This is a genomic window from Archangium violaceum, from assembly GCF_016887565.1.
Classification (GTDB): Bacteria; Myxococcota; Myxococcia; order Myxococcales; family Myxococcaceae; genus Archangium; species Archangium violaceum_B.
Map to the genome: position 1 here is coordinate 791,842 of NZ_CP069396.1, position 14,231 is coordinate 806,072.

Below are 14,231 nucleotides of genomic sequence, written 5' to 3' on the forward strand. Positions count from 1 at the left end.
TGGTAACCCGAGGCCCGTTGCGAGCGCCTCTATGAGTGATGGCTCACTTCATCCATCGTCTCATCGAGGCAGGATTCATGCTCCATTTCAAACGTTCAAGGCTATTGCTTCGTGCCGCATGCGCGATTCCGTTCCTCACGAGTGCGTGCACCCCGGCGGGTGGTTCGACTGACGGGCAAGACGTCGCGCCGTTGGGCGTGGCGGTCGCCGCGCGGGGCGCGTCCCTGGCTCCGACCGTGCTCTCCGCGGGCAAGCCCGCCTCCGCCAGCAGCAGCAACGCCCCCTACACGGCGAACAACCTCACCGACGGCAACCCGGAGTCCTACTGGGAATCGACCAACGGTGCCTTCCCCCAGTGGGCCCAGGTCGACCTGGGCTCGGCCGCGACCGTCGAGGACGTCGTCCTGCGGCTCCCGGCCGGCTGGGGTGCTCGTGACGAGACCCTGTCCGTCCAGTCCTCCACCGACGGCTCCTCGTTCACCACCCTCAAGGCGAGCGCGTCCTACACGTTCAGCCCGTCCACGGGCAACGCCGTGACGATCGACGTCCCGGACACGTCCGCGCGCTACGTGCGCGTCACCCTCACCGCCAACACCGGCTGGAACGCCGGCCAGCTCTCCGAGCTCGAAGTCCGCGGCACCGCTGGCACGCCGCCGCCGACCGACCCGCCGCCCCCCGGCAGCAACCTCGCCCTCGGCAAGCCCATCGTGGGCTCCTCGACGGAGTGGCAGTTCGTGGCCACCAACGCCAACGATGACAGGACCGACACCTACTGGGAGGGCGCGGGCGGCCAGTACCCGAGCCACCTGACGGTGTCGTTCGGCACGAGCGTCGACCTCTCGGGCGTCGTCATCAAGCTTCCTCCGGCCTCCGTCTGGGCGACCCGCACCCAGACCTTCGAGCTCCAGGGCCGTGGCCAGACTGGCGGGTCGTGGACCACGCTCAAGGCCTCCGCGGCGTACACGTTCAACCCGGCGACCGGCAACACGGTCACCGTGCCGTTCACCGGCACCGCCGCCGACGTCCGGGTCGTCTTCACGGGCAACACCGGATCCGGCAATGGCCAGGTCGCCGAGTTCCAGATCTTCGGCACCCCCTCGGCCAACCCCGACCTCACGGTCACCGGGGTCACCGCGACGCCGGGCTCGCCCATCGAGTCCGACACGATCACGCTGACGGCCACGGTGAAGAACGCCGGCACCAAGCCGTCGGCGGCGACAAGCGTCAACCTCACCGTCGACGGTTCCGCGGTCGCCACGGCCGCCGTCGCCAGTCTCGCGGTCGGTGCGACCACGACCGTGTCGGCGCCGATCGGAAAGAAGAGTGCCGGGTCCTACACGATCGGCGCCGTCGTCGACCCGGACAGCGCTGTCGTCGAGCAGAACGAGAGCAACAACGCGTTCAGCAACCCGACGAAGCTCACGGTGTCGGAGGCTCCCGGGCCCGACCTGCAGGTGCTGAGCATCAGCCCGAACCCCGCGAACCCGGCCGTCGGGGCGCCGGTCACGTTCAGCGTGGCGGTGAAGAACCGCGGGACCACGGCGGTCGGGGCGGCTACGGTCACCCGTGTCGTGGTGGGCGTCAGCACGCTCACCGCCACCACTCCGGCCGTCGCCGCCGGCGCGACCGTCACCGTGACCACCAGCGGTAGCTGGACCGCCACGAACGGGGGAGCCACCGTCACGGCCACGGCCGACGCGACCGGCGTCGTCGCCGAGACCAACGAGAACAACAACACGTTCTCGCAGTCGATCGTCGTCGGGCGCGGGGCGGCGGTCCCGTGGGTCTCCTACGAGGCCGAGGCCGGCCGCTACCAGGGCACCCTGCTGGAGACGGACCCGCTGCGCACCTTCGGGCACACCAACTTCGCCACCGAGTCCTCGGGTCGCAAGTCCGTGCGCCTGAACAGCACCGGTCAGTACGTCGAGTTCACCTCGACCAACCCCACGAACTCGATCGTCGTGCGCAACTCCATCCCCGACGCGCCGAACGGCGGCGGCCAGGAGGCCACGATCAGCCTGTATGCCAATGGCAACTTCGTCCAGAAGCTGACGCTCTCGTCGCGGCACAGCTGGCTGTACGGGAACACCGACGGCCCGGAGGCGCTGACCAACACTCCCCAGGCCGACGCCCGGAGGCTGTTCGACGAGTCGCATGCGCTGCTCGCGCAGACCTACCCGATCGGCACCACGTTCCGCCTGCAGCGCGACGCGACCGACACGGCGTCGTTCTACATCATCGACCTGATCGACCTCGAACTGGTGGCATCGCCCGCGAGCAAGCCCGCCGAGTGCACCTCGATCACGAGCTACGGCGCGGTGCCGAACGACGGGCTCGACGACACGGACGCCCTCCAGCGGGCGGTGACGGACGACCAGAATGGCGTCATCAGCTGCGTGTGGATCCCCGCGGGGCAGTGGCGGCAGGAGAAGAAGATCCTCACCGACGACCCGCTGAACCGCGGGACGTACAACCAGGTGGGCATCCGGAACGTCACGATCCGCGGCGCGGGCATGTGGCACTCCCAGCTCTACTCCACGATCGAACCGCAGAACCAGACGGCCAGCATCAACCACCCCCACGAGGGCAACTTCGGCTTCGACATCGACGACAACGTCCAGATCTCCGACATCGCGATCTTCGGCTCCGGCCGGATCCGTGGGGGTGACGGCAACGCCGAGGGCGGCGTCGGCCTGAACGGCCGGTTCGGCAAGAACACGAAGATCACCAACGTGTGGATCGAGCACGCCAACGTGGGTGTCTGGGTGGGTCGTGACTACGACAACATCCCCGAGCTGTGGGGTCCGGCCGACGGCCTGCAGTTCAGTGGCATGCGCATCCGCGACACCTATGCGGACGGCATCAACTTCAGCAACGGCACGCGGAACTCGCAGGTGTTCAACTCGTCGTTCCGCACCACCGGTGACGACTCCCTGGCGGTCTGGGCCAATCCCTACGTCAAGGACCGCGCGGTGGACATCGCCCACGACAACCACTTCATCAACAACACGGTCCAGCTGCCCTGGCGGGCGAACGGCATCGCGATCTACGGCGGCTACGGCAACACGATCGAGAACAACCTGATCTACGACACGATGAACTACCCCGGCATCATGCTGGCGACCGACCACGATCCCCTGCCGTTCTCGGGGACGACGCTGATCGCCAACAACGGGCTCTACCGGACCGGTGGCGCGTTCTGGAACGAGGACCAGGAGTTCGGGGCGATCACGCTGTTCCCGTCGACCCGGGACATCCCCGGCGTCACCATCCGGGACACCGACATCTACGACTCGACCTACGACGGCATCCAGTTCAAGAACGGTGGCGGCAACATGCCGAACGTCGTGATCAGCAACGTGCGGATCAGCAACTCGCTCAACGGTGCCGGCATCCTGGCCATGAGCGGCGCCCTCGGCAGCACGACGCTGACGAACGTCACCATCACCGGCTCGGCCGACGGCAACATCGTCAAGCAGCCGGGGTCGCAGTTCGTCATCAACGGTGGGTAGTCGCACCCGGCCATGACGTGACGCGTCTCAGCCCACCGCGCCCAGGATGGAGAAGCCGGCATCCACGAACAGCACCTGGCCGGTGAGCTTGCTGGACGCGTTGGAGGTCAGGAACAGCGCCGTGTTCGCCACGTCGGAGGCCTCGACGCGGGTGCGCAGCGGCGCTACCTCCGCGTAGCGCTCGAGCATCGAGTCGATGCCGGGGACCGCCTGCGCGGCCAGGGTGCGGATGGGACCGGCGGAGATGGCGTTGACCCGGACCCCCCGGGGCCCCACCTCCGCGGCCAGCTCCCGCACGATGGACTCCAGGGCGGCCTTGGCCACCCCCATCACCTTGTACCCCGGCACGACCCGAGTGGACCCGAGGTACGTCATGGCGATCACGCTCGCGGGCCTGGCCAGATGGGGCAGCGCGGCGCGGGTGAGGCGCAGCAAGCTGTAGGCGGAGATCTCCAGCGCCTGGGAGAACTCAGTGCTGGACAGCTCGGAGAGGGGCTTGCCGAACGTCTCCAGCGGAGCGAAGCCGATGGAGTGGACCATCACATGAAGGGGACCCCCCACGGCGGTGAAGAATGCGTCCACCTCGGCCGGGTCCGTGACATCGCACCGGTGGAGGCCATCCGGGGCGAAGTCCGCGTCCTTGAGGGCCTGCAGGACCCGGCTCTTGAAGCGTTGCTGGTAGCCCACGTGAATGCTGGCCCCCGCCTTCTTGAGCGCCCGTGCGACGTGCCAGGCGATGCTGTCCTCGTTGGCGAGGCCGAAGATCACCGCTCGGGTTCCAGAAAGGTCGAACATCGCTGACTCCACGGGAATGCTGTGTGTTTGGATTGCACAGTATGAATCAACACGGCTCCGCCGCCGAGATGGGGCCGTGTGATTCGGGTCTAGATTGCCAAGTATGAACCAGCACGAGCGGATTGCCATCGTTGGCATGGGCGCGGTGTTACCGGACGCATTGGATGTGCCAGCCTTCTGGAACAACATGCTGACGCGCCATTGCTCGATCGCTCCAGTTCCCGAGCAGATCTGGCCCTCTTTCCTGTTCGATCCCTCGCGCAAGAACGCGGAGCGGCCGTACTCCCGCCTGGGGTCGGTGGTGAAGGGGCTCTCCTTCAACGCGAAGGAGTTCGGCCTGGCGCCATCCACCGAGCCGCAGTTGGACCTCTCCCAGAAGGCGGCGCTCCTGGCCTCGCGGCAGGCGCTGGCGGACTATGGGATTCGTGGCCCCACGGAGGGGCTGAACGCGGCGGTGTACTTCGGCAACCTCCAAGGGGGCACGCAGGCCAAGGGTGAAGCCTGGTTCCGTCTCCTCCACCCGGTGCTGGAGGAGACGGTGGCGCGGCTGCCGTCCGTCCGCGGCCTGCCGGAGGCGGTGAGAGGCTCGCTGACCGAGGAGCTCCGCACCTCCTGGTACAGCCAGTTCAAGAGCGTGGACGGAGACTCGCTCCCCGGTCTGCTGGGGAACATCACCGCCTCACGGGTGGCGCACTACTTCAACTTCCAGGGGCCCGCGCAGGTGGTGGATGCGGCCTGTGCCTCGGGGCTCGCGGCGGTGGACAACGCCTGCCGGTTGCTGCTGTCGGGCAAGTGCGATCTGGCGGTGACGGGGGCGGTGGACTTCCTCATGGATATCCCGTCCTACGTGGGCTTCTGCCTGATGGGGGCGCTCTCCGCGGAGGGGAGCTTCCCCTTCGACAGCCGGGCCAACGGCTTCATCATGGGTGAGGGCGCGGCGGTCTTCGTGCTCAAGCGCCTCTCCGAGGCGCGCGCGGCCGGGGATCGGATCTACGCGGTGATCCGGGGGATCGGCTCCTCCTCGGATGGCCGTGGCCGTTCGCTGGTGGCGCCCAACCCCGATGGACAGATCCGCGCGATGTCGGAGGCCTACCGGCAGGCCGGCGTGGATCCGGCCACCGTCGGGTACATCGAGGCGCACGGGACGGCCACGCCCCTGGGAGATCCGGTCGAGATCCACAGCATGCGTGAGATCTTCAAGGACGCCGGCAGAGGGCAGCTCGCGATCGGCTCCGTGAAGGGCAACCTGGGTCACCTCAAGGGAGCGGCGGGGGCGGTGGGGTTGCTGCGCGCGGCCCTGGCGCTTCATGAGGACACCATTCCACCGCACGCCGGCTTCGAGACCCCCAACCCGCGCTGCGAGCTGGAGTCGTCGCCCTTCCGCGTGCCCCGGGAGAAGCAGGGCTGGGATTCGAAGGTCCGGCGCAGCGCGGTGAGTGCGTTCGGGTTCGGCGGCATCAACTACCACGTGGTGCTGGAAGAGGCGGAGCCCGGCACGGCCCGGAAGCGCGCGCCCCGGCCGGCCCAGCGCCCGGGGCTGCCGCTGGGGCTGGGAGTGATCGCGCTGGGCGCGAACAGCCGCCAGGAGCTGCTGGCGGAGCTGTCCAGGCTACGCGCCGAGGCACCCTCCGCGCAGGCTCTGGCGGAGCGCCTGTGCGCGCGTCCGCTGCTGAGTGAGGCCCCTGTCCGGATCGCCTTCTTCGCCGAGGACGCGGAGAGCTGCGCCAGATGCCTGGAGGCGGCGGGCACGTTCCTGGAGAAGGGCGGCAGCACCGCGAAGCTCGATGCGCTGGGGATCTCCTTCCGCGAGGGCCCGATGGTGGGGGGCGGGGTGGCCTTCATGTTCCCCGGCCAGGGCAGCCAGTACGTGGGGATGATGGATGAGCTCCGCAAGCGCTACCCCGTCGTCCAGCAGGCGCTCGACGAGGCGGACGAGGCGATGAGCGCGCTCCTGCCCCGGAAGCTGTCCTCCTATCTCTACGTGGAGCCGGGCCAGGATCCGGATGATGCCTTCATCGAGTTGACCCGGACCGAGATCCTCCAACCGGCGATGCTCGCCTGTGACGAGGCCCTGCGGCGGCTGCTGGCCCCGCTGGTGTCCCCCCAGCTGGTCATGGGCCACTCGCTGGGGGAGTACGGCGCCTGCGTGGCGGCGGGGGTGCTCCAGTTCGGCCAGGCGCTCAAGCTGGTGTCGGCCCGCGGAGACGCGATGGCCAACGTCAAGACGGAGGACCCCGGGCTGATGCTCGGGGTGGGCGCGGGCGAGGCCCAGGTGCAGCAGCTGCTCCAAGGCATCGAGGGCTACGCCGTCATCGTGAACAAGAACTGCCATACCCAGACGATCGTCGGAGGGGCCTCGGCGGCGGTGGAGGCAGCGGACGCCCGGATGAAGGCCGCCGGTCTGGAGACGGTGTTCCTGCCCGTGTCGCATGCCTTCCACTCGGCCATTGTCGCGCCGGCCAGCGAGCCCCTGCGGCGCGAGCTGGACAAGATGGAGGTGAAGGCCCCGCAGGTGCCCATCCTCTCGAATGTCACGGGCGGCTACTATCCGGACGGCCCCAGCGCGCCGGAGTGGATTCGCGTCACGCTGGCCCAGCAGCTCGCCAGCCCGGTCGAGTTCATCCAGATGGTGGAGCGGGCCTATGCCGATGGGGCGCGCACCTTCATCGAGGTTGGACCGAAGCGAGCGCAGGCCGGCTTCGTCTCCGACATCCTCAAGGGCCGGCCGCACCGGTCGCTGCACCTGTGTCACCCGAAGCTCGGAGAGGTGCAGACGCTGGGCCGCGCCATGGCCTCCCTCGTGGCCGATGGGCAGATCCCCTACGGCGATCCCAAGGCACGGCGGTCTTCTCCCGCGGGAGACGTGGCGCCCCGGCCTCCCTTCCTTCCACCGATGCTGCCGGTGAAGCCCACGGCCCCCGCCCCCGTGGCGCAGCATGCCGCGGCCGCGCAGCCCGCCCCCGCGGCGCAGCCCGCCGCGGCCGCGGTCCCGCTCGTACCCCTCATGGGCTCGTTCGCGGTGCTGGATGGGGTGAGCCAGGATCCGCGCTTCTGGCAGTTCGTCGCGATGCAGGCGCCGCTGCTCGCCAATTACCTCGCCGGCTCCTACCGGGCCGCGCTCTCGCTCGCTCCAGGCGCGCCGGCGCTCCAGGCGTTGCCCGGGCTCCCTCCCGTGGCCGTGGCTCCGGAGGCGCCCCCCGTGCCCGCTTCCATCGCCCCGCCCGCTTCCATCGCCCCGCCCGCTTCCCCAGCTCCCATCACGGACTTCACCGGCTGGGTCCTCGAGCGGGTGGCGGCGAAGACCGGGTACACGAAGGAGGAGCTGGACCTCGATAGCCAGCTCGAGTCCGAGCTGGGCGTGGACAGCATCCGGCAGATCGACGTGGCGATGTCGCTGCGAGACGAGCTCAAGCTGCCCCCGGATGACCGCTTCCGCCTCTCGGACTACCCGACGCTCCGAAAGTTGATCGGCTACCTGGAGCAGAGGGTCGCCGCCGTGCGCGGCGCTCCCACTCCGGGCGCTCCCGTCCCCGCGGCTTCTGCTACTCCAGCCGTGGAGCTGACCACCCGAGTCCTCCGGCGAGTGGCCCAGAAGACCGGCTATGAGCTCTCCGAGCTGCAGCAGAACCTGGACGCGAACCTCGAGACCGAGCTTGGCATCGACAGCATCCGTCAGATGGAGGTGCTCCTCGCGCTGCGGGAGGAGTTCAAGTTCACGGGTGATGATGGCTTCCGGCTGTCCAACTACCCCTCGCTCCGCAGCTTGATCGCCTACCTGGAAGAACGGGTGGGCGGAGGAGGCCCAACGCGCCCTTTTGACGTGGCCCGGCCGGCGCCCATCGCCGAGCCGGGTGACGCGGAGCCGCTGAAGGCACCTCTCTTCGCTCGCAGGCTCTTCCTCGAGGCGGCGCCGCCAGCGCTCTCCGCCAGTCACCGGCCGCTGGCCGTGCTCTGTCCGGACGCTGACCCGGAGGCCCCCTGGCAGAAGCTGCCTGGACGGAAGGTGGTGATCCTGCCCTCCATGAGCGAGGACGCCATCCAACAGGCGCTGGGCAGCCTCGAGGGCGTGAACCTGGTGGATGCCTGTGCCCTGGCGTCAGGAGAGGGCTCCGCCACCGCCGCGGCGCAGGCCGCGCTCAAGCGGGTCTTCCGTGTGGCGAGGGCGATCAGCCGCTCTCCGGGGCGGCCCGCGCGGGTGGTGGTGCTCACGCGGATGGGCGGGGGGCTGGGGCTGGAGCCAGGGGCGTCCGCCACCGTGGAGGCGCTCGCGGGCTCGGCCGCGGCGGCAGGCGCCTGGAAGTGTGTGGGCCGGGAGTGGTCGGAGGAGAAGACGCACGTCGCGGTGACCGTGGCGGACCTGTCCAGCTCGCCTGGCGCCGAGGATCTGGAGGCGCTGGGTGCCGAGCTGAGCGCGGAGGCCGGGCCCCTGGAGGTGGCGTTCCACCAGGGGGTGCGCCGGGCGCCAGTCCTGAGGTCCGCGGCTCTCTCCCAGGGAGAGCTGCCGCGCGGCGGGGTCGTGCTCCTCGTGGGTGGGGCCAGGGGCATCCTCTCCCGGGCCTCGCTGGAGCTGGCTCGCGCAGGCTACCGGCTCGCGCTGGTGGGCAGGACTCCGCGAGGAAGCGTGGCGGCGGGCCTGGATCGGACGCGCCTCCGCGCGCTGGCCAGGGAGAACGCGGGCGTGGGGGCGTCCACCTCCGAGGTCAACCGCCAGGCGGAGCTCCTGGCGCGGCAGGCGGAGGTCGAGGCGACCCTCGAGGAGCTGTCACGGATGGGAGCCGAGGTGCTCTACCTCTCCGCGGATGCCTCCCGCCCGGAGGAGATGATCGCCGCGGTGGAGGAGGTCCGGCGGCGCTTCGGCAGGCTGGACGCGGTGATTCATGGGGCGGGCGTGGATCAGAGCAAGAGCCTGCTCTCGAAGCGGGAAGAGGAGCTGGACCAGGTCTTGCTGCCCAAGGTGGCGGGGCTGGAAGCGCTGGCTCGGGCCGCGGCACCCGCGAAGCTCTGCACGATTGGCTCCGTGACCGGGAGGTTCGGCAACGCGGGGCAGATCGACTACGGCGCGGCCAATGAGGTCCTCTCCAAGCTCTGCCTGGCCTTCGGGGGTACGGCGCTGGACTTCACCGCATGGGCGGACGTGGGCATGGCCGTGGTCTTCGCGCCAGTGATGCGGGAGCGCGGCATGGATCTCCTCCCTCCCGGGGAGGGGGTGAAGATCCTTCGCGCGGCCGTGGGGCCAAGCGCGCCCGGGGAGTGGGTGATCTGCGGCAGGCTCCCGGGTGTGCTTGCCTTCGAGCCGCCGCTCCCCACCCGGAACCAGCTGTTCGTTCCAGGCGCGGAGCGCGTCGACTCCTTCTCGCTGGCGATGGAGAGCTGCGCCTTCCTGCGTGATCACCGCGCGACGAGCGGGGGGCTGCTGCCCGGAGTCGTGGGGCTCGAGCTGATGGCCTCCGCGGCGAGGACCCTGGCTCCCGAGCTGCCGTTGACGTCCGTCAGGGGTCTGTCCTTCGCCGCTCCGCTGAAGGTGTTCGCGGACAAGCCGCGGGAAGCCACCGTGCGGGCGGAGCGCGGGCAGGCAGGCCCCGAGGGGTTGCTCACGCGGGCACACATCCAGGTGGGGGACACGCTCCATCACCGGGCGGAGCTGCTCCTGGGGGGAGCCCTCCCCGCACCCGAGGCGCCCACGGCCCGCCCCTCGGCTCCTGGCCCTGGCGCGGAGGCCATCTACCGGTTCTTCTTCCATGGGCCCTCCTTCCAGGCCGTGGAGTCGACCTGGCTCTCCGAGCACATGTTGCTGGCTCGCTCCAAGCCGCTCCGTCCGCCGCTGGGCGAGGACCTTTCCCCCTCGGCTCGCGTCCGGGCCATGGCGCGGGAGGTGGCCCTTCAGGCCGCTGGCATCTTCCTCTGGGCCGCGCGCAAGCAGGCCGGGCTGCCCGTGGGAATCCAGCAGGTGAGCATCTTCCAGGAGGCGCGAGAGGGCGAGCAGGTGGAGGCCGCCGCGGTGCCGCGGTCGCACCTCGGGGCGGCCAGCCGGTTCGACGTGTGGCTACGGGGAGATGACGGGAGGCTCCTGGAAGCGTGGAGCGGGCTCGAGTTTCAGAAGCTCGCCGATGTCTGATGAGTAGCGCTCGGCGTCCGATGAGCCTGCCTGCGTCGTCAGGGGGGTCCAGCTCCAACGGCTCCGGCCGCCCGTGCAACCACCCTGACCAGGGGCCCTCGGTGGCGCTCAGCGGCGCTTGGGGCGGCTCTTGGGCCCCAGGCGCCCTTGCGGCGGAGCCTGCGGGACGAAGTAGGGCCGCCGCTGGTGTTGTGCGTGGTGGGCGGGGAACATGGCGGAGAAGAACTCCGTCCACCCGCCGGTGCGCACGCGCACCAGCTCGTAGCGCTCCGGCTGCCACGCCGCCGCGGCGTAGGTGTCCGGGTCCGCGACGGTCACCGTCAGCAGGTTCGAGCCGACGTGGCCCGCGGCGTACTGACGGATGAACTCCTCCAGCTCTTCCTGGGGGAAGTCCTCGCGCACGTTCAGGTCCACCGGCGCCGCGTTGGAGAGCTTCAGGTTGATGGCGTCCTGGTTCCAGCTGCTCATGGCGGTGTAGAGGGGACGGTTGGTCCCGGCGAAGGGATTGCTCGCCGCCGGATCCTGCGCGATGGGCGGGAGATCCTGCGGTACCGGCGTCGGGCTGAAATCCGAGGGGTAGGGCTGGGCATTGCGCCGTCCATCCGGCGAGGCCCCGCTGCTCAGCGCGTCTCCCACGTAGGCCTCGAAGGTGCCCACGCCCACCTGCAGCGACAGCTCCCACGGCGCGCCCCGCACCGAATAGGTCTTCTTCAACCCCTGGAGGATGGAGGCCAGCACCGGCGGGGGTGCATCCAGCGTCTCCCGCGCCAGCGTGGTGATGCGCTCCACGAGCCAGCCTCCGAGCGCGTCCACCTCCGGTACGCCCATGCCGAACTTCGGCAGCGCCAGCGCCGCGGACCGGATCTGCTGGAAACGCCGGGCCCGCTCGTCCGAGCGCAGCGGACCCGCGAGCTTGCTCTGGAAGGGCTCCTCCATGCCGTAGCCCCAGTCCTCCTGGAGCGCCTCCACCAGCTCCGGCAGCGTGGTGAGGGCCGTCTCCGGATCGAAGACCAGCTTCTTGATGGCGTAGAGCGAATCGATCGTCGTCGACAGCGCCAGGTACATCGGGGCGATCAGGTGATAGCGCGCACCGCCATGGGACAGATCCCTCCCCGTCTCCACGCAGCCATCGATGACGGTGGAGAGCAGGGGGCTGGGGCAGTACTTCCAGAGCGCACCGTAGTTGCCCAACACGCTGGTGTAGAACTGCACCGTCAGGTAACGCAGGTGCTGGAGGTAGAGCTTCTGGAGCTGCTCGAAGCTCGAGATCTCCGTGGCGGGCGGTGAGCGGAAGCTGACCTTCCAGCCACGCAGGTAGACGGGGCCGGCCTGGTTGAAGCGGGCGCCCTGGTTGAGCGCGAGCTCCAGCGCGTCCAGCGTGACGATGTTGCTGAAGGCGAACTCGCACTGGCCGGCGATCATCGGCTCGTAGCAGCCGTCGCAGACGTAGTCGCGCGCCGCCGACAGGGGCAGCTTCGAGAACCCCGACAGCGCGCCCACCATCCGGTCCTCCTGGAAGAGGATGGGGTGGGAGCCGCCGCTCAACAGCGCGCGCGCGGCCTCCTGGATGATGTCCTCGCCCAGGCCCGGATAGACCCGGAGGGACAACACGGGCGCGTTGAGCGGCAGCCGCCGGGCCGAGCGCAGGCACAGCAACGTCAACCGGTTGGCGCCCGGCGTGGGCTTCGCGTCGTCCGTCGGCAGGTAGCCCCCCACGGTGATCTGCTGGACCCACTGGTTGATGCCGTCACCCTGCGGGAAGTTGCCGCCGGCGTACGACACCGCCGTCGTCCCGTACGTGGCATGGTCCGTGGCGTTCTGCCGGTTGTGCAGCGCCTTCTCGCCCAGCTTGACCCACAGCGCGTCGAGCACCTCCTGGGCCTCGCCCTCCTTGTCCGGATCGAAGAAGGGCGCGAGCAGCTGATCCAACCGGCCAATGGATACGGGCTCGCCCACCAGGTGCAGGCAGCAGTGGAGGTTGAAGAGGCATTGCGCCGCCTCCACCAGGGTGTCGGGCTTGTCGGTGGCCAGCTTGCGCATGCGCGCGGCGAGGGTGCGCAGGTTCTCCCGCGCCTCGGGGTGGGTGGAGGCGTCCGCGGCCATGCGCTCGGCGAGCAGGGCATAGTTGCGGCAGTAGCCCTGCACTCCCTCGAGCGAGAGGATGGCGGCCTGGAAGAACGCGCGTTGGTCGTCCGTGCTGGCCTTCTTCTCGCGCTTGCGCAGGTCCTTCAGCAGCGCCTCCAGGCCCTTCTCGAGCACCTTGCGGTGATTGGGCACCACGTGCCCCATGGACGAGGTCTCGTCCAGCAGGGCGAGGAAGCCCTCCAGCCGCTCCTCGTCGTCGAGGTAGGGCATGACCTCCTTGCCGCGGCCGAGCGACAGCTCCGGCATGACGCCGACGAGCACGTCCCGCGGATCGATGCGGAACAGGTCCGCCTGCCACGCCCACGAGTCGCGGGGCAGCGGGTATTCGGTGGTCGTCCAGACGCGCGTGAGCATGCGCTGGATGGACAAGCCCCGGCGCACCACCACGGGGGCCTTCAGGTAGTGCTGCTCACCCCGCTCGAGGAACGCGGAGAGGGGAGGGACACGGGGTGTGTCCATCCGGCGGTACCACTGGTTCTGCCAGCGCTCGAACACCTTGCCCAGCAGGCCAAGGATGCGCTGGGAGGGGGCATCCCCGAGCACGTACTGGCCCGTTCCCATCACGTTGAGGTAGTCCGCCGAGTTGTAGAACATCAGCCCGTTGGCGCTGCGCACCCGCCAGAGGGGCGCGGGCACGAAGTCGGACGGTGTCAGGCCCTCGCGCACGTCCAGCTCCGAGGTCGCGGGGACGTAGAAGTAGCCGCCCGAGACGGCGTTGAGGATGCCGAGCAGTTTGTCCGAGTCGCCCGAGGGCCCTCCCACCATGCGCGCGAGCATCGTCTCGAAGACGGCCGTGTCCTTGGCGAAGCCGACGAAGTAGATGCCCTGTTCACGGCCACCGCCGAGGGGGGAATGGCCATAGGGCAGGGCCTGGCGCACCAGCTCCCGATTGGAGTGGTCCTCCGCCAGCACGCGAACCCGCTTGATGTGACTGCGGATGTCCTGATCGGGAATGAGCACCGCCTGGTCATCGCGGCCAATGACGTTCTGCTGGGCGTGCAGGCTCATCCCGGAGAACGCCGCCCACGCCACATCGAACTTCTGCGCGAGCACCCAGCAGCTCCCGGGGGCGGTGTCCGTCCCCGTCTGGAGGATGTTCTCCACCACGGAGGCCGGGTCGCTCGGGCTGGTGATGCCGTCGATGAAGTGCTGGTCGAGGATCTTCTGATCAGGCGGCATCGCGGCCCGGGTCTGCTCGTGGCGTGAGAGCAGCGGCCCCAGGGTCTTCTCGACCGAGGCCCGGAGCACGTCGACGCCCGCCTCCGAGTCGGCCTTGAGGTACAGCCATACATCTCCTCCGCTGTCCTGGAAGTGCGAGCTGGTGGCCAGCACGGACCGGGAGGGCGGCGCGCCAGCGGGGGCGTGGCCCGACCACTCGCTCCACAACGCACCGCGGATGGCCACGACGATGCGGCGCCGGTCGGAGCGCGTATCCGCGGTGGTGACCAGGAGCTTCAACGCCGCCAGCACGGGCTTGCTGGCGCGGGGCTCCTTCAGCCAGCCGGTGATGAAGAGGCCGTGCGTTGGCGTGAACATCAACCCGGGTTGGGCGGACTTCAGGACGGATTCAATGGCTGGCATGGCGGGGCATTCCTTGGTCGAAAGAAGAGGCGGCGGCGGAAGTGGATGGGAGCCAACATCACCCGGCGGATCCTCCAGCCCAC

The 14,231-nt window shown here is 69.5% G+C and carries 4 protein-coding genes; 2 read left to right on the forward strand and 2 right to left on the reverse strand.

The window, feature by feature from the left end:
* Positions 1-197: 197 nt before the first annotated feature.
* Entirely contained in the window at positions 198-3,512 is a 3,315-nt protein-coding gene (locus JRI60_RS03420) for a CARDB domain-containing protein (protein ID WP_239470317.1), read from the forward strand.
* 27 nt (positions 3,513-3,539) lie between these two features.
* On the opposite strand, the gene JRI60_RS03425 is transcribed toward JRI60_RS03420, so the two are convergent.
* Positions 3,540-4,307: an enoyl-ACP reductase FabI gene (locus JRI60_RS03425; protein WP_204224440.1), complete on the reverse strand. Its 768-nt coding sequence runs from the start codon at positions 4,305-4,307 to the stop codon at positions 3,540-3,542.
* A 103-nt stretch (positions 4,308-4,410) separates the two neighbouring features.
* Here JRI60_RS03425 and JRI60_RS03430 point away from each other — a divergent pair, with 103 nt between their 5' ends.
* On the forward strand, positions 4,411-10,422 hold the full coding sequence (locus JRI60_RS03430) for a type I polyketide synthase (protein ID WP_204224441.1): 6,012 nt from the start codon (positions 4,411-4,413) through the stop codon (positions 10,420-10,422).
* 108 nt (positions 10,423-10,530) lie between these two features.
* Here the strand turns inward: JRI60_RS03430 and JRI60_RS03435 are convergent, their stop codons facing one another.
* Complete coding sequence (locus tag JRI60_RS03435; RefSeq protein ID WP_204224442.1) at positions 10,531-14,148, reverse strand: Dyp-type peroxidase; 3,618 nt, start codon at positions 14,146-14,148, stop codon at positions 10,531-10,533.
* Between the last annotated feature and the right edge of the window lie 83 nt (positions 14,149-14,231).

Coding starts and splice junctions, on each gene's coding strand:
- JRI60_RS03425 (WP_204224440.1), bottom strand. CDS start 4,307: ATGTTCGACCTTTCTGGAACCCGAGCGGTGATCTTCGGCCTCGCCAAC.
- JRI60_RS03430 (WP_204224441.1), top strand. CDS start 4,411: ATGAACCAGCACGAGCGGATTGCCATCGTTGGCATGGGCGCGGTGTTA.
- JRI60_RS03435 (WP_204224442.1), bottom strand. CDS start 14,148: ATGCCAGCCATTGAATCCGTCCTGAAGTCCGCCCAACCCGGGTTGATG.